The 22,944-nt window shown below is 72.7% G+C and carries 12 protein-coding genes; 1 reads left to right on the top strand and 11 read right to left on the bottom strand.

Annotated features, from left to right (window positions below):
* Positions 1-5: 5 nt before the first annotated feature.
* The 11 genes from ACF66B_RS13580 to ACF66B_RS13630 all read right to left on the bottom strand — a co-directional run bounded on the left by ACF66B_RS13580 (position 6) and on the right by ACF66B_RS13630 (position 22,433).
* Positions 6-3,260 (bottom strand): hypothetical protein, encoded by a 3,255-nt coding sequence (locus tag ACF66B_RS13580; RefSeq protein ID WP_111429161.1) that lies wholly within the window; start codon positions 3,258-3,260, stop codon positions 6-8.
* The gene (locus tag ACF66B_RS13585) at positions 3,257-4,615 is read right to left on the bottom strand and encodes an ATP-binding protein (protein WP_111429160.1); all 1,359 of its coding nucleotides are present in this window, start codon (positions 4,613-4,615) and stop codon (positions 3,257-3,259) included. Before ACF66B_RS13585 ends, ACF66B_RS13580 begins: the two co-directional genes overlap by 4 nt.
* Positions 4,612-9,867, bottom strand: coding sequence for a contractile injection system tape measure protein (locus ACF66B_RS13590; RefSeq protein WP_162683197.1), 5,256 nt, complete (start codon positions 9,865-9,867; stop codon positions 4,612-4,614). Before ACF66B_RS13590 ends, ACF66B_RS13585 begins: the two co-directional genes overlap by 4 nt.
* Complete coding sequence (locus tag ACF66B_RS13595; RefSeq protein WP_111429158.1) at positions 9,864-12,173, bottom strand: hypothetical protein; 2,310 nt, start codon at positions 12,171-12,173, stop codon at positions 9,864-9,866. Before ACF66B_RS13595 ends, ACF66B_RS13590 begins: the two co-directional genes overlap by 4 nt.
* 21 nt (positions 12,174-12,194) lie before the next feature.
* Positions 12,195-13,034 carry a hypothetical protein gene (locus ACF66B_RS13600; RefSeq protein WP_111429157.1) on the bottom strand — a complete coding sequence of 280 codons (840 nt, stop codon included), beginning with the start codon at positions 13,032-13,034 and terminating at the stop codon, positions 12,195-12,197.
* Positions 13,031-16,906 carry a hypothetical protein gene (locus ACF66B_RS13605; protein WP_111429156.1) on the bottom strand — a complete coding sequence of 1,292 codons (3,876 nt, stop codon included), beginning with the start codon at positions 16,904-16,906 and terminating at the stop codon, positions 13,031-13,033. The genes ACF66B_RS13600 and ACF66B_RS13605 overlap by 4 nt, the downstream gene beginning before the upstream one ends.
* 155 nt (positions 16,907-17,061) lie before the next feature.
* Positions 17,062-17,970, bottom strand: coding sequence for a hypothetical protein (locus ACF66B_RS13610; protein ID WP_111429155.1), 909 nt, complete (start codon positions 17,968-17,970; stop codon positions 17,062-17,064).
* Positions 17,967-18,632 carry an ABC transporter permease subunit gene (locus ACF66B_RS13615; protein WP_111429154.1) on the bottom strand — a complete coding sequence of 222 codons (666 nt, stop codon included), beginning with the start codon at positions 18,630-18,632 and terminating at the stop codon, positions 17,967-17,969. The genes ACF66B_RS13610 and ACF66B_RS13615 overlap by 4 nt, the downstream gene beginning before the upstream one ends.
* Positions 18,623-20,257: a transporter substrate-binding domain-containing protein gene (locus tag ACF66B_RS13620; RefSeq protein WP_111429153.1), complete on the bottom strand. Its 1,635-nt coding sequence runs from the start codon at positions 20,255-20,257 to the stop codon at positions 18,623-18,625. The genes ACF66B_RS13615 and ACF66B_RS13620 overlap by 10 nt, the downstream gene beginning before the upstream one ends.
* Positions 20,254-21,120: a methyltransferase domain-containing protein gene (locus ACF66B_RS13625; RefSeq protein ID WP_162683196.1), complete on the bottom strand. Its 867-nt coding sequence runs from the start codon at positions 21,118-21,120 to the stop codon at positions 20,254-20,256. Before ACF66B_RS13625 ends, ACF66B_RS13620 begins: the two co-directional genes overlap by 4 nt.
* Positions 21,121-21,125: 5 nt before the next feature.
* Entirely contained in the window at positions 21,126-22,433 is a 1,308-nt protein-coding gene (locus ACF66B_RS13630) for a transporter substrate-binding domain-containing protein (protein WP_111429151.1), read from the bottom strand.
* Between the two features lie 226 nt (positions 22,434-22,659).
* Here ACF66B_RS13630 and ACF66B_RS13635 point away from each other — a divergent pair, with 226 nt between their 5' ends.
* Positions 22,660-22,926 carry a helix-turn-helix transcriptional regulator gene (locus ACF66B_RS13635; RefSeq protein WP_111429150.1) on the top strand — a complete coding sequence of 89 codons (267 nt, stop codon included), beginning with the start codon at positions 22,660-22,662 and terminating at the stop codon, positions 22,924-22,926.
* Positions 22,927-22,944 lie beyond the last annotated feature (18 nt).

Consider the following 22,944-nt stretch of genomic DNA (forward strand, 5'->3'; position numbering starts at 1 on the left):
CGGGCTCAGGGCATCGGTCCGTCGAGCCTCCGGCCATACCACTGGAAGATGATGCTGGCGCCCAGAAGCGCGACGAGAGCGGCCATCGCGCCGAGTGACCAGACGCGGCTGTCCACGTCGCAGGCGGCGATCAGCCCGAGCAGGCCCAGCACCACGAGCGCGAGCACCGGCACCAAGAGCAGCCTGTCGCAGAGGCTCTTCACCCGGCCGCTGTAGAAGGTGAGCACACCGAGCCCGACCGCGATCCCGGCGGTCGCGAGCGTGAGCAGGTAGAAGGGTATGCGGTTGGGGCAGACCACCCGGCAGACGCCCTCCGAGGCGCTGCGGGCCATCGGCACATAGGATCTGGGCACCAGGGCGGGGGCCCATGTGTAGTAGCGCGCAGCGACGATCTCGGCGAGCCGGTCGGGCGAGCCGTCGGGCAGCACCGCGCCCGCGACCGGGGCGGGCCAGAACCCGACGCCGTCGAAATTGTCCTGGAAATAGACGAGGTCGTCGTCGAACTGGCCGTAGGAATTGCTGATGCTCGTCTCGTCCTCGGTGCCGGAGGCGGGGGCCGCACTCGGCGGCGCGTGGTCGAGTGCGGCATTCGCCCCGGGCGGCACCACCGGGATGACCGAGCGCAGCACCTGGATCCGCTCCTCGCCGGTGAAGCTCCCTTCGATGCGGGCGCGGAGCAGCTTCTTGGCCTGCGAGGTCGGCCGCTCGAGGAAGACGAGCAGATGATCGACTGGCCGTGCCTCCGGGTCCTCGGTGTTGACGATGAGCCCGCGCAGGTCGCGGAAGAGCGGCGCGGTCTGGTTCGGGCTTGCGACAAGCGGAATGTCGAAGGCGAGATTGATGCTCTGCCCGCTCGCCTCGAGGCGGTCGGCGAGCGCCCGCACGAAACTCAGGAGTGTCGTCGGCGGCGGGCTCGCGGGGCTTCCGTCATAGCCTTCGACAATCAGCGTCACGCCATCGGGCTTGCGGCTCAGCATCTTGTCGAGCCCGCCGAAGAGCCCCGGCGAATGGAGGAGGGTGTCGGCGGCGGCGGGCGCGAGCAGACCCGCGATCGCATCGACGCCCGTGCGGATCGCATCGTCGTTCCAGCCCCGCCAGCCGCGCAGCCGGATCGAGAGATCCGCCTCGACCTCGTGGCGGTGCGCCGAGGTCACGAATGTTGCCGCGGCATCCGACCATTGCGCGGCGTAATGCACTGCGCCCGTGCCGTCGAGCTCGAGCCCGTCGAAGGCGATGCGGCTCACGATGTCGAAATCGACCTCCGGCACCGGGGGCTCGGCCTCCGCGGGAAACATCCAGAACGGGTAGAAGGCATAGACGAGCGCGTTGCTCTCGCGCGTGACGTTGCAGCCGCAATCCGAGGCGATGGGCGCGATGTGCCGCCGGGCGTAGGGATCGTCCACCTGCTTGCGCGCAAGCTCGGCAAAGACCGCTTCGGCCGCCGGATCGGGCGTGACGGGCAGCGTCTCGATCGCGCGGTCGAAGAGCCGGCCCTCGGGATAGCTGATCTGGGCGACGAAGCGAGCCGCATCGTCGAGCTCGGGCGAGATCGCTGCAAACTCGGTCCGGGCGGCGAGGGCCGCGACCACCGCATCACCCAGCCGCCAGCGGGTGCGGAGCGTCGTCATCACCGTTTCGAGCTGGCTCGCCGTGGCGGCGGCGGTGCGCTGCTGCACCACCGGGCGCAGCGCGAGCAGCATGTCGGCGCGCACCATGTCGCGGCTCTGCACCGGCCGGTAGGGCGTTGCATTGATCGCGTCGAAGAAGGCCTTCTCGGTCACCTCGGCCTCGATCACCAGAAGCGAGCTGTCGGTGATGGCGAATTCCTGCGGCGCCTCCAGCGCCTCGGGCCCCTCGAACCCGGCGGCCGCCATGTCGGGCGCGGGGCTCACATCCTCCGCCGCCGCCGCGGCCGCCTCTGCGGCGGCGCCTGCCACCTCCTGTTCCGAGGCGCCGACCGCCGTCCGGATTGCCGCCTCGACCGCCGTCTCGAGCGCCGGGCGCGTCTCGCTCTCGAGCCCCCCGAGGCCAGAGACCGCCGCGAGCGTCCCGGCAAGCTCCGGCCGCAGCGCGAGCCGCTTCAGCGCCTCGGGATCGAGATCGTAGACGAGGCTTGCCGCCTCGTTCCGATCGATGATCGTCTCGACCAGCCGCGCCGTGCATTCCTTCGGGTCGAGCCCCAGCGCGGTGCCGACCGCGGCCGCGAGCTCCGTCCGGCTCCGGAACCGCTCGGCGGTGACCGGGGCGAGGGCCGCCTGAATGCCGGAGCGCGCCGCCAGCGCCTCCATGTCCCGCGCAGTCAGCGCATAGTAGGTCGGCCGCTCCTCGTCCGAGGGCGCGGCGCAGACCGGCGGGAGGCCCTCGGCGCTGGGCGGCGTGGCGCTCCCGTTGAATTCGCCCAGAAGCCGGACCACCGCAGGCGCGGTCGCGACGAGCCGCCCGAGCCGTGCCACGCGGTCCTCGCCGAGCCAGAGGGCGAAGCCCGGCGCGCCAAGGAGCCCGACGGCATTCGGCACCGCGGTCTCAAGCGCCCCGTAGCGCGCCATGGCGCTTGCGAGGGCATCCGGCCCGCCCTTAAGCGGATAGAGCGCGCAGACCTGGGCGAGGACGCCCCGCGTCTCCGGGCCGATCCCGGGCTCGGCGAGCGGCTGGGGCAGCGGGGCAAGGCCCGGATCGGCCGACGCCAGCGCCGCGAGGCCCGCCTGCAGATCGGCAGGCGAAACGCGCGCGCCCGAGAAATCGTGGTCCGCAAGCCCGTCGCAGCCCTCGGCCTCCCTCAGCCCGCCGAAGACGCCTGCGGCCATCGCGGGCCCGCCTGCCAGCCGCACCGCCGCGCGGTTGAATTCCGGGCCCGCTGCCGTGCTCTCGAGCAGGGCCGGGTCGCCGAGCCGTGCCGGCCAGCCCGGGCTCGCACTCGAGAGCGCCCCGAATTCGCGCGCGACATCCAGCGTGCCGCCAACCGGATCGGTGCCCGCGGCGAGCGGCATCGTCTCGCAGAGCTTGCGGAGGAAGGAGACGGTGACCGGCCCGATGATCCCGTCGCTCAGGAACCCGCCATCGGCGCCGAAATAGACCCGCAAGCCCGCCTGGATGAGAGAGCGGTCCGCCGCGCCCTGCGTCGCGGCCGCCGCCGGATCGGGGGTGTCGAAGGCCGCGCAGGTGCCGTCGCTCTCCGGCGCCGCGGGTGGCGGATCGGTCTCGGCGCGGGCCGTGCCGGCCGCCGCGGTGAGGGCGAGAGCGATGAGCAGAGCCCGGATCATGGCGTGCGTCCTTCCTTGCGGGCCTCGCAGGCAATGCCTGCCATCAGGTCGGAATGGGCGATGGTGCCGCTGCCGCGCCGGAGCGCGTTGACGGCGGCGTAACGGACGACGTTGATGATGGCGCCGCCGGCCAGCTCGTGATCGCGCGCGAGCGTGCCGGGCGAGACATCCGCGGCAAGCGGCACCCCGCCCGAGAGGACCCCGCGCCAGAGCCTTTCGCGTTCGCCCGCATCAGGTTTGGTGAAGCCCACCAGAGACTGGAAGCGGCGCGAGAAGGCGTCGTCCATGTTGCCGCGCAGGTTCGTCGCGAGGATCACGAGGCAGGGGCAGTCCTCGATCCGCTGCAGGAGATAGGCGATCTCCTGATTGGCATAGCGGTCGTTCGAGCTCGAGGTCGCCGTGCGGGTGCCGAAGAGGGCATCGGCCTCGTCGAAGAACAGGATCCAGCCGTGCCGCGCCGCCTGATCGAAGACACCCGCAAGATTCTTTTCGGTCTCGCCGATGTATTTCGAGACGATCATCGAGAGATCGACACGGTAGACATCCCGCCCGGTCTTCTGCCCGAGCAGCGAGGCGGTGAGGGTCTTTCCCGTGCCGGGAGGCCCGTGAAAGAGCGCGCGGTAGCCCGGCGCGAGCGCCCGTCCGAGCCCCCAGTCCCCGAGGATCCGGCTCTCGTGGCTCACCCAGGCGGCAATGTGGTCGATCTGGTCGAGCACTTCGGGCGCAAGCACCAGATCCTCCCACACGAGCCGCGTGCTCAGGCGATGGGCCGGGAAGTCCTCCGGCAGTTCCGGCGCTCCCGCCGCCCCGCGCGCGAGCCGCCGGATCTCGTCGGGGCCGAGCGCGAGCAGCCCCGAGAGCGGCGGCGCCCCGGGCGCAGGCCGCTCCATCCGGAGAACCCCGATCCGCCGCAGTGCATGGCCCGGGTCGAGCAGCGCCGCGGCCTCGGCCCGTGCCACCGGATCGGTCCCGGCGATGACGAAGAGCGCCGTCTCGCCGGTCGGCAGGAAGCCCCCCGTCTGCGCCGGGATCTGCCCGCCGAACTCGGTGAACGGCCGGTCGAGCGCGGAATTGCGCACGAAGAACGGATCGAGCAGCGCGGGCCGCAGATGCGGCGCGAGCGCAAGTGCAAGCAGGAGCCGCGCCCGCGCGTCGAGCCCGGCCTCCCGGATGAGGGCCCCGAGCGCCGTCTCGGGCCCCGGAGCTTCGGGCGCGGGTGGCAGATCGGGGGCCGCCTCGGGCCGGAAATGCCCGCGGAGCCGCGCCTCGATCACCGCGCCGAGCCAGTCGAGCTCGCGCGCCGCCGCCTCGGCATGGGGCCGCGTGCACGGGGGAGCGGCAGGGGCCACGTTCATGTCCGCTCCCTCCATTTCACATGCAGCGGTGCGACCATCCAGGGCAGCTTCACCAGAGCGAAGCTCCAGGGCAGGCGGTCGAGCAGCATGTCATAGGCCGCAGGCGCGACATCGAGGCGCAGGCCACCCTCCCGCGCCGAAAGCTGGCCGTCGCGACGGAGGAACGCGGCGCGCAGTCCGTCGGGGCTCGTCTGTCCGAGTGCGCCCCATTCGGCGATCACCGCGCGCAGCAGCCCGTCGGCCAGCGCGCGCCGGCCCGGGTCGGCAAGCGGCGCGGGCGGGCGAAGCTCAAGCCCCTCGGGAACGGCGCAGAGCAGCCGTTCGAGCGGCAGCGCATCGCCCGGCAGCTCGGCGTCGCCGGTGGCAAGCGTATGGAGCGCATCGAGCGCCATCTCTATCGCCGCGCCGTCGCGCAGCCGGTTCTGCGACAGGAGCTCGAGCCGGGAGAAGAGCATCGGCAGATAGGGCGCGAGCAGAACGAGGCCCGCGCTGCGGGTGATCTGCAACCGCGTCTCGCCATCCGCGCCGGGCTCGGCCGGGGCCTGCCCGCCCGGAAGTCGGCGCAGCGCCGCCAGCAGCTCCGCCGCCGCCACATGGCCGCGTTTCTCCTGCGCGAGCCGTGTGGCGAGCGCGCGCACCAGCGCCCGCCGCGCTCCGGCCTCGGGCGCGAGATGCGCAACCGCCGCCGCGGCGAGCCCCGTGAGGCCGCCCTGCACCGGCACGGCGTCAAAGGCCGCCAGCAGCGTGAGGTCCCAGAGAGCCGCGCGTGTCCGCATCTGTGCCGGGAGCTCGGCGGGGAGGCAGTCCCAGAGCAGCGCGAGGACGACGCTCTCGCGCGCCGCAAATCCGGGTTTCCGGCGCTCGACAAGGGCTGCGAGGCTCTCCGCCCGGCTGCTCCGGGCGAGGCGGGCCAGACGCGCCGCGGTGAAGGCCTGCGGCGCAACCAGGCGTGCAAGCCGCTCCGGGTCGCCGAGCGCGACGGCTGCGAGGTCCGCGTCCGGTGCCGGTTCGGCGGCGCCGGTCAGCACTGCCTCGAACCGCTGCGAGTCCGTCCCGCGGCCGGAGAGGCCCTCTCGTCCGGTCGCGGCCCCGGTCTCCTCCGCAAGGGCATCGAGATCCACCGCCGCCCCGGCCACAACCGCCGCAAGCACGGCCGTGAGAAATGCCTCGGGCCGCGGCAGGCTTCGGGCTCTGGCCTCCGCCGCCTCCGCGAGCGGCGGCGCCGCCGTTCCAGCAAGCGCAAGCACCGCACGCAGGAGCGCCGCGAGCCCCGCCGCATCCCGCCCGCGGAGCGAAGCCTCCAACCGGCCGGGCTCCGCCCGCCAGCTCTCGAGCAAGACCCGCCCGGGCTGCGGGAGCTCGTCTCCCGCATCGGCACCCGGCCCCGCGGTAGTCCGTTGCGCCGCGCGCTCAGTTATTGGACGGGCTTCGCCCGGCGCACCGTCGCGGGCCGCCGATATGCGCGCATCAGGCTTCCCGACGGGCGCATCTTTCCCCGTCGGGGTGTCGACATCGCGAGGGGCTGCACCCTCTTCCGGCCCGGAAATGCCCGAGGACCAGCCGCCGCGCAGTGCAGTGACGTCCGGGCGCTCCACCGCGTGATGCCCACCCGCTTCCGCGTTCGCCGCGGGCGCATCCCGTTCCGGGCTTCCGGGCGATCTCGCGAGCATCTCTCCCGGCGCACCGGGCTTTGCCTTGTTCGGTGAAGCCGCGAGAGGGGCGGCAGCTGGCCCTCCCGCGCCGACTTCCCGATCCGGAGCCGGCGCGACACGCGCCGGAAGGTCGGTCGGTGCCGAACCCTCCCAATGCTCCGCCTGATGGCCTCCGCCTGTATCGCCAGCCTTCCGGACCGCACCTCCGTCGTCATGTGCCGCTGCTGCTGCCCCGCCGGATGGCAGGGTTCGCGGGCTCGCGGCACGCCATGCTGCATCGTCTGCCCGATCCGGGGGGGCGACATGCCCCTCTCGAACCTGCGCCGATGCACCGCCGCCGGAATGCTCCGCCTGTCGGCCTCCGCCTGCATCGCGCGCCGTGGGGGGTGAGTTTGGGTCGTCGCGGCCCGGACCGGCCGCCCGGCCTGATGGCGCGAGGGGCGGGTCCGGGGCCTGCGATGTCGCGCCGATCCCAGGCTTCACACCCGCGGAGTGGTCCGTCGGTCGCGCTCCGCCCGCCGCGCCGGCCGGGCGGCTCGGGCCCTCGTGGCTCGGCGTGCCGCCTTTCGGGAGCATCGCCCCCGCTTCATCCTTCGCCGCCGCCTGCCGTGGGAAGGTGCGTCCGGTATCTGCCTGCGGCATGGACTGCGTGGCTTTGATGAGTCCGTCCGGCACAGCGGCTGAACCCGTCTCCTCTCTCTCCGCGTCGGGGAACCCGTGCGCGGCCTTCCCGGCCGCAGGCGCGGCGCGCGCCGGATCATGTTCGGCCGGAGAAGCATCCTGCGGCGCCGTGGAATCCGCCTCTGCCGTCGCCCTCCCGTCGTCCCGTGCTTCCGCGCCGGCAGATGCGATCCGCTCCCGCACCTCAGCGCCCGATGCCTGCCCGAAACCGGCACTGCTTAGAGGTGGCTGGCACACCGCGCCTTCCATCTCCGCACCATGCACGTGCAACGCCGGGGAGGTCGCTTGCGCCACTTCCGGCGTGTCAGGCGATGCCACCGCGGGCGCCGGGCTGCTTGCCGGAGCGGTGGAGCCGGCGGCATCTCCCGCCGCGTCACTAGTGTCGTCTTCCGTCCGGGTCGGCGTGTCCTGCCCGAGGGGCCCATGCGCCGACGCCTCGGCGCCTGCTGAAGCTCCGTCCATGGCCTGGCCCGCGCGCTGCGGTGCCGGGCCGTTTGCCGGGGCGGTGGAGTCTGCGGTTTCTCCCGTCGCGTCACCAGAGTCGTAGGTCGCCCGGGCCTGAGCGTCCTGCCCGAGGGGTCCATACGCTGCCGCCTCGGCGCCTGCTGAAGCCCCGCCCTTGGCCTGGCCGGCGCGCTGCGCCGTTGCAGCGGCCACCTCAGGCCGCGCGATGCCGTATACCACCCCCTCGGCGGTCCCGCGCAAGGTGTCCGGGCCTGATCTTTCGCCGGCGGCGTCCGGGCGGGCTCCCGTCTGTGCCGCCACCGCGCCACCGTCGCCCGCATCAGCCCCGTCCGTACCGACGGCCGGCGCCTCACCGGACGGGACGGAGGCGACCTTGCCAGCGCGGGTTTCACGCGCCGCATGGCCAAGGGTCGCACCAGACAGACCCAATGTCTCCCGCTCGTCGAGCGGACCCTCCCCAGGCTCTCGCGCAGCCATCGGAGCATGCTGTTGCGACGCCACCATGGCGGTCTGCCCGGATACAGCCGGCCCGGGGTCCGCAGGACCGGCCGGAGTGCGTGCGGCCACCGTCCCGTCCTGACCAGCCTGCTCTCGGCGCTCCGCTTCCATGGCCCCGCCGGCCTCAGCCGGATCGGTCGTTATATCCGCCGCATGCGCCTCTGCCGCATCGATCCGGCCAGCCGTGCGTGCGTCAAGGTCCGTGCCCGCCGTCTCTGAGGCCGGACTGGGGTCAAACGCATTGCCGGGCTGATCGCTCGAATTTGAAGCCTGCGCCCCTGTGACAGCCCCGGAGCGGATCGGTTCGGCGGCCTCCGTGGCCTCTGCTGGTGTCGTCGGTCCCCGGGCCGTCGGGAGCGCGCCATGGTCCTCGCCCGCGCGCCCTGAAGGAGCGCCGTGGCCTGCCGCTGGCCCCGAATGTATCGTCTCTGCGGACGGGCCGGGGGCTGCGCGCGTGGCATCGGCTGCCGTCGCGCCTGCCTCCGCGTGTGGCCTTCCGTCCGATCCGACGGTTGCGCCCTGATCCTGCTTCGGGTTCTCGGCCGAGGCACGCGGCGCCCCGCGCCCGGGCGATGCCTTAGCCGTCTCGGGGCGCGGCGCACCGTCACCCGCCGCTGCGGGCGCACCGGATGCGTGCCCCGCGACTGCGGTCCGTTCCGGATCACCCGAAATCGGCTTCGCCGCCGCGGGTCCCCCGACATCAGAGTGCCCGGGCGTTCCGGCCTCGCCTGGCACGGGCTCGGGATCACCCCCGCCCGCGGCGCCGGATGGCGGAACGCGCGTCTCGCCCGAAGCTGCCACACCCGACCGGACAGCCTTTTCTTCCGGGCCGGTGTTCGGATCGCTGCGGGGCATCGCTGCGATCGCGTCTCCGGATCCAGCACCTGTCTCGCGTTCAGGAAGCACCGGAGCGAAGGGCAAGCTGCCATCGGCCTCGCCCGGCGCCGGGGCCTCATGCGCGGTCGCATCGCGTGGCCCGGGGCGCGGATCGGGCGTACTGCCGTCGGCATCCCGTGCCTGCGCCCGGAACGGCGCGGAACGCGCCGCGACGGCTGCCGCAATCTGCGCCAGAACCGGAGCTGCCGCACCAACGGCAAGTGCGTCCGCCAGTGCGCGCACCGGATCTTCGCCGCGCGGCACGTCCGCGGCGGCAACCTCTATGCCGCCTTTCGCATGGGCCAGCCTGCCCGTCGGCGTCGGCTCGACCTCCTCCCGGAGCGGAAGGCCGGCCGGCAACGGCCTCTCGCCGAAGCCGGCCGGGATGTCGCCATCCCCGCCCGACCCGCCACCGCCATGGCGGGCCGCTGCCGCGGCGCCCGGTGCGGAACTTCCCTGAAATGCGCCCTGACCTGCCGCCGCCGGTTTCCCCCGCTCGGCAGCGCGGCCCGCGCGCCCGTCGTCCGGGGCGCGGGCCGCATCTCTGTCCCGCGCGGGCTGGCCGGTTTGCCCCGCCTCTGCGGCCGTGTCCGGAACGGATGTCGTGCCCGTCTCCGGATGGTCCGTGGCGTGGTCGGCTGCCCGCGCCGGAGGACCGCCCGCGCTGTTCTCTCCGGCCTTCGATGCCGGACGTTGCCCGGCGGAGGGGGCCAGCCGCGGCGCACCGGGCGCTGGATTTTCGGGATCAGGGGAGGGCACTTCCCGCGCATAGGGCAGGAGCTCCCGCCGCAACCGCTCGGCAAGGTCGCGGGCCAACCGCGGCCAGTCGGGGGGCGACGGGTGAGAACCGAGATCGATCGAGATCGTGCCGGCCCGGACCGGCTCTGCCGCCTCGGCCGAAACGGCATCGCAGGCCGCCTCGATGGCGCCAAGCAGCTCGGTCCGCAGTGTCTGCGCGAGATGCGCGGGATCCGAGAGCGGCCCGAGCGGATCGGCGACGGCGATCTCGAAGACGAGATCGCCGATCACATGCCGCGGCTCGGGGCCAGACCCGTCCGGCGAAGAGGCCCGACGCATCATGCGCCCCGCGCGGAGAGAAAGCCGCGCAGCACGGCGGCGGCGCGGTCGAGATCCTCCGCCCAGGGGCCCCCGCCGCGGCCCGCATCGCGCAGGGCGACGCGCCAGTCGAGCTCCAGCGCCTCGAACTCGGCCATCTCGCCATGCCCCAGCCAGAGCACCCGGTGGGCAATATGTGCCGGACAGAGCAGCGCCACGGTCTCCTCGGCCAGCCGCCGGAACCCGTCCCAGCGCGTGCGCGCGGTCCAGCCGGAGAGTATGAGGGTGAGGCTCAGCGGCGCGAAGTGGCCGGTGCGGCCCCTCAGCAGGATGTCTTCGACGAGATGCACGCCCTCGGAGCGGCGGTTGATGTCGGTGAGCAGAAGCCGCAGACGGTTGGCGTGCCGGATCGCTTCCGCCCGCCCGGGGAAACGGCCCGCGTTGTAGACCGCCGCGCCGCGGCCCGGATCGAGAAAGAGCCGCCAGGCGCCGTCGGCCTCCGGCGCGAGGACATAGGCCGTGTCGTAGACCGCGCGCCGGAGCAGATCCGGGGTGAGCGCGCCGCTTGCAAGAAAGGCCGTGCGCGCGATGATCTCGCGGGGCGGTGCGGGCTCGGGGCGATCATCGCGCGGCACGATGGTGTCGAAGGGGTTTGCGGGCTCGGGCAGCAGATCGCGTGGAATGCGCAGGCTTTCGAGCTCGGCCTCGTCCCCGGTGAGCCGGAGCCCGAGGCGGGTGACCGGCGCCGACAGCGGCGCCGTGCTGCGGTCGGGAAAATCGAGCAGGATCTCGAGCTTGCGGCAAAGCGCCGCACCCACCCCTGCCACCGGGTCGAACCCTCCCGGACGGTCGCGGTCGAGCCGGGCTACCTCGCGGAGCAGCCGCACCCGGTTTTCGAGCACGGCATCGCGTCGCGCGGCGGGCCCGCGGTAGAGATCATGCTGGCGGAGCGTGTTCTGGGTGTATTCCTCGCCGTGAAGCGCCAGCAGATGGTCGAGCACCCGCCCCTTGCGATCGTGCCAGGGATCGTGCCGGGCCACTGCCTCGGCTACCGCCTCCGGTCCCTCGGCAGCAAGCTCCGGCATCGGCCCGAAATCGAGCGGGCGCGCGGCATAGCTCTGCCGCGCCGCAAGGCCGGTGGCGAAGAGGTCGGCAAGCCCCTCGAGATCGGCCGCGGCATTGGCGAGCAGCGCGTCGGTGAGCGCGAGATAGCCCCGGAACTGTGCCGCCTCGCCCTGCGCCCGGGCCGGGGCCGAGGCGGGCAGGCGGCTCGCCCCGGCGCCATAGGCCGCGGGCAGCCCGTGCCCGACGGGCAGGTGGGCGAACCGGCGCTTGCGGCCCGCGGGCCGCGCGCTCCAGTCCGCGCCGTCGAGCGTCTCGCGGAGCCGCGCCACATGGTCGGCCTCGAGCCGCGCCAGCTCCATCCGCATGCCCTCGAGTTCGAAGGGCACGATGAGATCACGGCTGACAAGCTCGAGCCGCACGTCTTCCGCGCGCTCGGGCAGAACCAGCTCGCGGAACTCGCCCGGTGCGAGCGGCGCGAAGGGATCGCGTTCCGGCGCATCGAGGCGACGGAAGCCGAGCGTCAGGATGTCCTTCACCTCCTCGAGCCCGACCAGCTCGGCAAAGAAGATGTCGAGCGCCGCCGCCCCGCCCTCGGGCGCGCCGGAATGGCCATACATCCGGGCCGGGTCCTCGAAGACAGCGGCCCGCGTCGCCGGCACCGCCCGCCGGTTTGCCGCCCGGTCGCGCATGAGCCGGCGGCACTGGGCATAGATGAGCGCCGCGACCCGCTCGGGCGCATGCCGGCGGCGCATCTCGATCTGCGCCTCGAGGCTGCAGGGCACCGGGGTCGCGAGCGCCAGCACCCGGACATCCTCGCAGAGATTGCGCACCCCGCGGAAGGCCTCGCGCACGGTTGCCAGCGCTATCGCAGGATCGGCCTCCGCCGCCGGGATCACATGGATGTCGTAGAGCCCCGCCGCGTCCGCCCCGGTCGCCGGAGCGACCATCACATGATCGACCGACGGGCCGGAGGCCGCCAGCGCGCGGGCAAGATCATCCGCCGAGACCGGCCGCATCGCCAGCACCTCGCGCGGGTCGGAGAGACCGAGGCGCGCAAGATCCGCCGGCCCATCCTCGCGCGCGAGCAGATCCGCGACCGGAAACTCCGCGCGATAGCCGAGCTCGGTCAGCGCATAGGCCACTTCCTCGATGAGGGTCACGCCCGGATCGTGGAGGTTGAAGTCGGTCCAGACCTCGCGCGAGAGCGCCTGGGCCCGCGCGATGCCCTTGCGGCGCAGCGCGATGAAGTCCGGCGTCTCAGCCATGGGGCCCCGATCCCGCGCCCCTCACGACACGTCCTCGTCGCGCAGGATCTCGGAGCGCGAGCCCTGCATCGCGGTATCGAACCAGAGCCGTGTCACGTAATAGCGGATGACGATGCCCGGCCCGAAGTTCGAATTGGTGCGGATCTGCAGCCGGTAGTCGCGGCTCGTGCCGGTCCAGCGCAGACGCAGCCGGTCGGCGAAGCTCCCGAACATCGCATTCTGCCGCCGGATCGGCCGGCGGCGGAAGAGCCAGTTCAGCACCGGGTTGCGCGGGTTGTAGGCGTTGAGCGCGATGGCATGCATCAGGGCATAGCGCCCGCGCCCCGTCGGGCCGCCCGCACCGGCCATGATCTCGAAGGCGTTGCAGCCGGTCAGATGCCCGGTGATGTCGTGCCAGCGTCCGTCGGCGGGTACCTTGGGCTGCGGCCCGGGATGGCCGATCCTCCCACGCATCCGCGCCACCCCGTCGATATCGAGCCGCCAGTCGGGATCGGCGACATTGACGCCCACCCGCCCGAGCCCGCTCAGCGCAAGGCCGGGTGGCGGATCGCCCTCCGGCCCGGAGGGCTCCGCAACCATGTCGGCCACAGGGGCGCGGGCATGGGTGAAATGCAATGTCCCGGGGGTGCCCGCATGCCGGATCGACCAGGCCGCTTCGGCCGCGCCGCCGCCGTTGTAGAAGCTCACCAGCGTGGGCGAGGCCCCGATCGAGGCGATGCGCAACCCGTCCTGCTCGGTCTTGTCGAAGCCGTCGTCGATCCGGTTGACCATCGAATCGATGAAGTCGCCGTAATGCTCCGCGGTGGGCAGCGCCCCGTCGCGGAAGAACTTCTTCAGTGTCGGGCGGTCCCGCTTGCTCATGCCGTCTCCCTCATGTCGACGACGAGCGTCTCGCCGATGGCGAGCCCGCCGATGCCCGTGACCCGCGGTGTCTCGCTCCGCCGCTCGAAGAGCGGGGTGATCCAGTGATCGGCCATCGGCAGCGCCAGCCCCCAGGGCTCGCGGGCCGCCAGGATCGCCGCGCCGTTGCCCGCCTCGTCGCCGCCCCCGCCGCTTCGCGCCGTGTCGTGGAGCCGGTGCTGGCCGGCATCGTCCGCGACGAGCTGGAGGATCGAGAACTCGGTGAGGAACCGGACATAGTCGAGCCCGGTCACGAAGGCCGCCACGTCGTTGAGATTGAGCGACCAGCCGAAGCCGTCCATCGGCGCCTCCGCCGTCCAGACGCTCAGGAAGCGCGAGATGTCGAGCTTGAGGCGGCGGAGCGCGGTGCCGCTCTCGTCCGACCCGGCGGTGAAGCCTACCTTGGCGCGCACCTGCAACCGCTCGTAGCCCGGATTGCGCACCTCCGCCTCGGCAAAGGCCGAGAGCCGCCCGGCAAGGAAGCGCTCGATCCGCCGCAGCGTCAGCACGTCGAACATCGCGGGCCGCGAGGGCACGGCCGCCGCATCCTCCGGGGCTGCCGGCACGACGACGACGGTCATCGCCCCCGCTCGCGGCGCGCGCAGCCGTTGGTCATAGGCGGGCAGGCATTTCGCCTTCCAGACCTCGGGAAAGGCATCGAGCACCAGCCGCTCCACATCCCAGGCGGTCACCGCCCGGGCCCGGTGGCGCAGCCGCTCGCTCACCCGGGCACGGAAGGCCGGATCTGTTTCGGGCGGCGTGCCGCCGAGGGTGGCGCCCACCTGCGCGATCGCGCCGAGCCCGGCCACCGGCGGGTCGAGCGACCAGCGCAGCGGGAGCGCAGGCGCATCCGCCTCGGGGAGCCCGATGCGCTCGGCCCTGGCTCCGTTCGCGCCGAGCGAGGCCAGCCGCGGGAAGGCATCGAGATGGCGATCGGCCGATACCGCGAGCCAGACGCCCTCGCCCGGCATCTCGCCGCCCGACAGCACCACGTCCTCGTCCGGCACGTCGATGGTGACGATCCCGGTGCGCATCAGCCCGTCGGTCGTGTCGGTCGCAAGGCTCCAGCTTGGCAGCGGCTGCCAGCCCGAGGCGGTGAGATAGTGCCAGCGCACCGGCTCGGGGCGGAAGCTCCGCCGCCGATGGCTTCCCTGCGCCATCTCGAAGAGCAGCGAGACCGGGCCGGTGGCGGTCGGCCCCGCGACCCGGAGAAAGAGCGTGCCGTCGGCGAGCCGGGCCGGGAACAGGCCCATGCCGGGCCGGCTCCGGGCCGGAAAGATCTCCTGCCGCCCGAAGGGCCCGATCTGCACCACGCGCTCGCCGGGGCGCGCGGCCTGCGGCGTGCCGAGCAGGATCGTGTCGCGCGCGGCATAGTCGAGCGCGGCCGAGGCGATCCGCGGCGTCCAGGGCGCCGGCGGGATCCTGCGCCGCCGCGTGCGCAGGAAACCCGGCCGCATCGCCTCGGCGAGCGCCGCCGGATAGGCCTCGTGCCCGAAGGCGTCGCCCGGGCAGTCGAGCGTGAGCCCGAAGAGCCCGGCCCGGATCGTCGAGCGTTGCCGGAAATCCTCCGCCGTGATCCCGGTCCGCGGCGGCAGCACCCGGCCGGGCACGCTGCCCTCGAAGCGCTGCCGCGCCCGGAGTGGTCCGCCCGGCGCGATGCGCCCGACCATCGGATGCGATTGACCTCCCGGCAGGTCGCGCCAGCCGTCCCCCGCGAGATAGGCAAGCCCGACCTTCGGATCTGGCGCATGGAAGGTTTCGCCGTAGCTCCGGTAATAATCCTCGAAACCGCCCGGATCGGAGGGCAGGTCGGACCAGACCACGTCGAGCCCCACCCGCAGTACCGGTTTGGCCGCGAGCTCCGGGGCGCCGACGAGGAAGGCCGCGCCGTCCTTCGGCCGCGCCCCGAAGGGCAGCACGGGCTGGGCCATGTTGAGCGGCCCGTCATCGGAAAACGCCGTCAGCCGCGTAAGCCCCTCGACGCGGGTCTCGATCACGATGCTCTCGAGCGCATAGGGCTCGAAGAGCGAGAAGGGGCAGAAACGCCCGTGCGGTGCCATCCGGAGCCCGAGCACCGGCGCCGCGGCGCCGGGCGGCGGCACGATCGCGGGCGCGGCCTCGTCGAGCTGAAGCGAAAGCGTGAAGCCCGGTCCGTCCTCCGCCGCATTCGGCGCGATCCGCGCCGCGCCGACGGCAAGCGGCCCGGTCTCGGCGGAGAGCGTCACCTCGAAGGCATCGTGAAGCAGGGTCTGGAACACCTCGTCGCGGCCGTGATCGAAGATCCGTGCCGCCACACGCGCCACCTCCGGCCCGCCGAGATGGGCCTCGATGCCGGAGAGGAGGGCCTTGCGGAAATCCCCGGCGGGCCAGGGCGTGCCCTCGACGAGGCCCGCCCGGACCACCCGGCCATAGATCGCCTCGACCTGCGCGGGTGCGGCGGCATGGAGGAGCAGCGCATGATGGAGCTGCGCGGCTGGCGTGCCCTCCGCCCCCCCGAGGGCTGCGCGCCATTCGGCCAGGATCTGCCCCGACGTGTCGGGGTCGTCGAGGCCGAAGAGCGCGGCGAGGGCCGGGTCGGCCTGCAGCTCGGCAAGAACCGCCTCATGCGTCGCTCCGGCGCCCGCCCGCGTGGCCTCCGCATCGCCCCGCCGGGTGAGCACGAGGCGGAGCTCGATCCGTCGCCGCCCGCCCGCGAGGCGCAGCATCGGGCTCGCGATCTCGAGCCCCATGTCCGCCGGCGCGCCGCCCCCGGCCCCGAAGAGCCGCGGCGGATCGGCGCGCACGGCGTCATCGCCTGCGGTGGGGATGCGCGCCAGGCTCACGCCCGAGACGAATCCCATCGCCGCCTGCGGCGAGATCAGCGGATCGCGGTGAAAGCGCAGCCCCAGCGCCTCGGCGACCTTCACCGGCGCCACGCGCAGTCCCTCGCTCAGCCGGAACCGCGCGGGCTCCGGCACGCCCGTCATGCGGGCGACGAGCTCCGTTCCCGCCGGCAGATGGATCGGCAGCGCACCGGGCGCGAAGCGCAGATGCGCCGCTTCCGCGCCCGCGGGCCGGGGCGCGAGCCCCAGCACCTCGCGGTAGTAGAAGGCGGTGTGACGCGAGGTGAAGCGGTTCACCACCGCCTCGACCTCCTCGAGCATGCCGACATTCGCCAGCAGCAGGCCAAGCGCCGGGTCGATCCGGCCCGAGCCGAGGCGGACATCGAGCGTCTCTTCGACCATGGGCCTCAGGGCGGCAACGATGTTGAGAAGTTGCTCCTGCGCATCGAGCAGCGCCTGCCGCGCCGCGCGGGCCCGTCCGATGGCATCGGCCGCAGGCCGCCTCCCGGCGGCAAGGCTCTCGCGGGTCAGCTCGGCCAGCCGCTCCGGCGTGGTCTCCTCCGCGGCCGCCAGCGTCTCGACCAGCCGCAGAAGCTCGGGCCGCGCGGCGATCGCGTCGATCTGCGCGCCGAACCGGTCGCGACCCCGGCTCGCCGCGCGGCCGAGCCAGAGCGAGACCCGGCGCGCCAGATCGCGCAGCTCGCGCGCCGCGCCCTCCGGGTCGCAGGCCGCGCGTTCGGCAAACCGCGCGCGCGCATCCTCCGGGCCGAGCGCGAGCAGTTCCGACATCATCGCGGCGGGCTCCTGCGCGAAGAGCTTCGCCCAGGTCCCGGCCGGGCGGTTGGCCGCGTCGTGGAAGCGGATCTGCCCGGCGATGGCGGCGAGAAGGGCGAGATGATCGGAAAGGCTGCGCTCCGCCGGGCGCACATAGCCTTCGGCCAGCGCAGGCGCGAGGCGGCGGTCACGGGCCGTGCCGTCGGTGATGCGATGCGGAAGGATCGCTTCCGTCATGCGCTACCGCCGGCGCGGCGACCGCGACGGCCTGTGCGGGGGAGGGGCGTTCTCATGGAATCTCCGGCTTCTGCACGGGATGGTTTCTTTTACGCGACTTCTGTCATGCGTTATTCAACCTGTAGTATAGCTCCTTTCTCCGGGGTGCATGCAAGTCATTGCGCGGGTGCCGGCGCGGCGGGCCGGAGATCCGCGGCGAAAATGCCCGAGATGATGCCGCTGTCGCCCTGGATCAGCAGCACGCCGCCAATCTCCGCCGGCAGTCCGGCTGCCTCGTCGAACCCGTAGAGCGTTGCGTCGAGCACCGCGGCGCCCGCGGGTGCGCCCGCGCCCGATCCGGTGAAGTTCACCGCCCGGCCGTCGCCGTTCCGGGTCTGGAACCGCCCTTGGCCGCTTGTCGCGACGCGGGTGTTGCAGAGCCCGATGCCGCTCCAGACCAGGCTGTCGAAGGGCAGGTCGGCCCCCGCCGCCTTGAGCCCGGTGAAATTCGCATCCACCAGCCGCGAACCGAAGAGCACATCGAGGCTCACCGTGCCGGTGACCTCGAGCGGCGTGCCGGCATCCTCCGCGCCGAGGTTCTGCAGCGTGAGCCGAACCGGGCCGGAATAGCGCGCCTGCCCGGTGGTCGCGACCTTCGCGGCCCGCGTCGGCGCGCCGATGGCCGCCTCCGCCGTGTAGCCGACCTTCTTCAGCGTGTAGTCGAGCGACAGCGCCTCGAAATCCTTCGCCGCCGCGGCAACCCCCGCGACCGGCGTGGCCCTGGCCCCCCGCCGCCCGGTGAAGCCGCCCTTGCCATCGGAGCGGGCCTTGAACGTGTCGCTCTCGTCGAGCCGGATGCGGGCGAGCGCACCGGAGCGATGCGCCTTGCCGTCGATCCTCAGGAGGTCGAACTGCGCCACGCCCTGCGGCTGGCGCACCGCCGCCCCGGTCAGCACGCGCTTGGCCGGATCGACCCGCGGGCAGGCGTCCGGCGGCGGCGCCTCCTCCGCATCGTCTTTCTTGAAGAAGCCGCACCCCGCGCAGAGAAGCAGAACGCCAAGGAGCGCACCGATACGAGCCTTCATGTCGCAGCCTCCGCCGGTTTGCCCGCCGCACGGCGGCCCGCCACGGCCCGGTGCCGCGCGAGCCAGCCCGTCGCCGCCGAGAGCGCAAGACCCGCGGTCAGGAACCAGAGCGAGACATAGAGATAGACGATCACCAGAAAGGCCGGGCTCTCGTCGGTCGCGATCACCCGGTTGGCCCGCCCGACGATCTCGTCGGCGCCGATCACCGAGGCGGTCGCCGAGGCCATGACGATGATGAGGAAATACTGGAGCCAGGAGGTCACCCAGGTCGCCCGGGCCGAGGCGACCCCGCGCGCCAGCTGCCGCCGCAGCCCGAGCGTCTGATCCGAGGCAAAGCCGATCACCGGAATGGTGAGGGCGAGCGCCGCCTTGATCCAGAGCGGCAGCGCCACCACCCGCCCGCCCCAGTCGATCTCGACCGGGATCGCGAAGGCCACATAGAAGAGCAGCACGAAGCTCGGCACGTTGCGGCAGAGGCTCGTGAGCAGCTCGGCGGGCCAGCGCAGCCGCCGCCCGTTCCCCGAGCGCGCCAGCGCCAGCCCCGCGCCGAGCACTGTCCCGAGCGCCATCGAGACGGCGGCGATCATCAGGTTGGTCACGAACCCTCCGGCCAGATAGGGCGTCCAGCCGAGCACCCGGCCTGTCATCTCCGTCAGATCCATCGCATCACCATCCCCCGCGCCGCGCGCAGGAGGCCGAGCACGGCCAGCACGAACACGAAATAGAAGACCAGAAGCAGGTTCATCATCGTGGTGGCGTCACCCCCCTCGGCGATGATGCTGTTGACGACCGAGATCGTCTCGGGCAGCGCAATGGTGCTCGCGAGCCCCGCCGCCTTGACGATGTTGACCGAGGTCGAGACCAGCCCCTCGTAGCTCCGCTCGATCGCCTCCGGCAGCAGCCGCAGCGGAGGCACGCCCGGCCGCTCGACCGCGAGATGGCCGAGGGCCGCGCGCAGGATCACCGTGTTGGTGCCGCCCGCATAGAAGGAGAGCACGAGGCTCGCGATGACAAAGCTCCCGGGCGTGAAGCCGTGGGTCGCGGCGAGATAGCCACCAAGCCCGAAGAAGAGGATGTAGAGCTGCAGGATCGGTGGCGTCATGCGCACCAGCACGACGAAGCCGCGGATCGGATGGGCAAGAACCGCCGCCAGCGCCGCGCCGCGCCGCAGCGTCGCATCGGCCAGCGCCAGACAGATCCCGACCGTCAGCGACCCCGCGATGGCAACGAGGCTGAGCGCGAGCGTGAGCCCGATGCCGCGCAGGAGCCGCGCCCGGTCGATCCGGTCGAAGGCGGGCGAGAGATCGAGCCCGGTTGCGGCGCGGAGCCGCGCGGCCCAGCCGGGAAGTTCCCCGCCGAGCCCCGCGATGCGGATCCCGCCGCCGCCGAGACAGGCCTCGGGCCAGGCGCCCGCCGCGGTCCGCGCGCAGATCGGCCGCCCGTCCGCCTCCGCGCTCCAGGTGTCGTGGAAGGCTGCGAGAAACGCGCTGGGCGGCAGGCCCCACCTGGCCTGCAGCGCGATGATCCGGCCGCTCCGGTGCCAGTCGGCCACCGCCTCCTCGACCAGCCGGCCGAGACCGCGCCCGCCTTCCCCGGTCTGCACCGCCACCGCCCAGGGGGTCGAGAGGATGCTCGGGGTCGCGAGGTGATAGCCCGCCCATTGCGGATCGCCGAGGGTCTGCGAGAGCACCGTGTCGTCGAAGGCCATGCCGGCACAGCGCCCGTCGCGCAGCGCGAGCAGCGCGTCACGCAGGCCCGAGAAGACCACCGGCCGGATCAGGTAGCGCTCGACCAGGGCCCGGTTGAAATAGGCGCCGTCGGTAAGACAGACTGGCCGCCCGCGGAGCTGGCCCCAGTCGGTGAAGGGCGAGCCCTTCGGCGCGAGCAGCGTCACGCCGCTGGCGTAATAGTGCGGGCGCAGGAGGTCGGCGCTCTTCTGCCGCTCTTCCGTGTCGCCGATCGTGGCGATCGCGACATCGATCACCCCCTGGTTCAGCCGTGAGAGACGGTTCGCGCTCGTCACCGGCACGAGCTCGAGCCCGACGCCGATGCGGTCCGCCAGATCCTGCGCGAGATCGGGTTCGAGCCCGACGATGGCGCCGTCCTCGGCCACCATGCCCCAGGGCGGATAGTCGCTCTTCACCCCGACAATGAGCCGCCCGCGCTCGAGGATCCGCGCGAGCCGCCCGTCCTCCTCGGGGGCCGCATCCGCCGCCGCCACCGCCGTCGGGCCCGCGCTCAGCACGAGGAGGGCGGCAAGGCGCAGGAGAAGGGCGGGCCGTCTCACGTCGCCGTGCCCTCCGGGGCCGTGGCGCAGGGCCGCACCACGGCGGCGAGGCCGTAGCCGAGCCGCGCCGGGATATGCGGCGCGATGCGGGCATCGAGGCCGCGGAGATGGCGCGATCCGGCCACCTGCGCCTCGGGCAGCAGGCTCTCGGCGCCGATCCGCTCGATCTCGAGCCCGGCCTCGGCCAGCTCCTCGGCAAGGCTTTCCGGGTCGAACAGGCGGTAGGACAGCTCGATCGTGCCGCCCTCGACCTGCCGGAGATAGCGGATCTCCTCGGTGCCGGGCTCCGCCAGCCGCTGTTCGCGCCGGAAACGCCGGTGCCGGTTCGGCACCGACAGCAGGATCCGGCCGGTCCCCGGCCGGAGCAGACCGGCGAGCCTCCGGAGCATCTCGCGCCGGGCCCGGCGTCCCTCGACATGGGAGAGCACCCCGAAGAGGCAAAGCACCAGATCCGCGCCGCCGTGACGGGCCACATGCCGCTCGAGGCTTTCCGGGTCGGGCCCGAGAATATGCACCGGCACGCCGCGCGGATGCGCCATCACGTTGTGCCGCAGGCAGCCGAGGGCCGCGTGGCAGATGTCGAAGCCCGCCACCAGGCGCGCCCGCTCGCGGAGCGCGAGCAGATAGCGCCCGCTGCCGCAGCCGAAATCGATGAGATGGCCCGCGGGCGGCAGCAGCGTGCGGGCGAGCCTGAGCATCCGCGCGTTCGGCGCCGGGTACCGTCGGTCATAGCTCCCGGACGAGAAGTAATGCTCGTACTGCAGGAGGTTCGAGGTGGATTGCCGCGCCGGGTGCGTCTGATGCGCCGCGTCAGGGGTGGCGTCGGCGGCGGGATCCGGGCTCCGGGGCAGGGGGTCTCTCATGCGGTTCAGTTCGGCGAGATCGCGCCGTCTCCCATGTATTCCTGGACGAGAACGCGCCATTCCGGGCTGCGCAGCCGGCGGATGAGCGCACGATCGATCGCGGTACGGATCTCGGGGGCGAGATCCCGCGACAGTCCCCAGCCGTAGGGCTCGTTCCAGAAGGCGGTATCCTGGACGGTGAGCGCATCGCTGTAGGCGGGCAGGCGGGCGAGATAGCTGAGCTGGGCCCAGTCGCCGAAGACGGCATCGACCTGGCCGGCGGCGAGCGCATTCATCGCCGCCTCCCAGCTTGGCATCGCGAGGCAGAGATCGGTTGCGGAGGCCGCCTCGGGCGGCAGGCAATGGGTGGCTCCCGCTCCGCTCGCTCCGTCAAGCGCCGGCGCGCTGTCGGCCTTCCGGCGCGCGAGCGAGAGCTTGAGGGTGCGCGGCGTGCCTTCCTCGGCCGCCCTGCCGCGCGCGAGCCCGTCGAGAAACTGCGCCGAGGTCGATTGCTCCAGCGTCGCGACCCGGAGCGTCGGGAGCTCCGCGAGCGTCACCGTGCGGCTGCCGCCGATCGAGCCGACGAGCGCGCTCGTGAGCATCCCGAAGATCGTCGCCGAGAGGATCGTGCCAACCACCGCCATGAAGATCTCGAGCATGGTCGTCGAGGTGGCCCGGAGCCCGTCGCCAAGCCCGCGCAGCCCGATGGTGCGGATCACCGCCTCGACCCCGTAGCGCAGCAGGCGCACCGGCCGCGGCTCCCGGCTGATCTCGCCGAAATCTGAATGCTGCCGCAGCGCCCAGGACATCAGCCCGGCGAGCAGCAGGTTCGCCGCGAGAAAGGCCACGATCGCCACCTGCACGCTCGGATGCCCGAGCGTCTGGCGCAGGATGTCCGCGGCATAGCGGAAGTTGATCGCCGAATTCGCGCGCTGCGCCACCGTGGTGCCCGAGCTCAGATACTGGTGGCTGAAATCGAAGCTCGCGAGACGGTCGGCGGTGATGGTGAGCGGCGAGATCACCACATCGACGCTGCCATCGGCGAGCCCCGCAAGCTGCGCCCCGAGCGGGCACTCGACAAGCGCGCTCGAACCGATGAGCCCCGCCGCGCGCAGCTCCTTCTCCACGCTCGCCCAGACATCGAAGGCAAAGCCCCGCTGGCCGCGGATCTCGTCCTCGACGATGAAGGGCGGCGCCTCGCGCATTGCGACGACCAGATCGACGGGCCCGTCCGGCCGCGGGCACCCGACCTGGCTCTCGGCCGCGGCCGCCCCGGCCAGGAGCAGGACGAAAGCAGCGAGGCTCGGGATCAGCCGGGGCGGAAGATGGGTCATCGTGTCCGGTGTGGGTTGCGGGGGCAGGCTCACGCGCGGGTGAACGGCTTGCCGGCGACCTTATGGGCCGAAGGGTTGAGGAAGATTTAACCCTGCCACCCCCGCGGACCCCGCCGTCCCAAAATGAGGAAAAACCCCAAAATACCCCTTCAAAATATCATGATGCATGTTTAAAACATCAGGATTGAGACTCACACGTCAGGACGAAACGGGAGCCGCCACCCCGATGATCACCTCTGCGCAGCTGCGCGCCGCACGCGCCCTCCTCGGCATCGACCAGCGCACTCTCGCCGAGCGCGCCGGCCTCTCGCTGCCGACGATCCAGCGGATGGAAGCCAGCCAGGGCAATGTGCGGGGCGTCGTCGAGAGCCTCACCCGGGTGGTCGAGGCGCTCGACGCCCTCGGGATCGAGCTCATCGCGGAGAACGCGCCGAGCCCCTCCGGCGGCCGCGGCGTGCGCCTCCGCGACCCCGCCCCCCGTCCGAAGGCATGACGCCCCGTCCGGCCCCCA

This window comes from Amaricoccus sp. B4 (assembly GCF_043226085.1).
Classification (GTDB): domain Bacteria; phylum Pseudomonadota; class Alphaproteobacteria; order Rhodobacterales; family Rhodobacteraceae; genus Amaricoccus.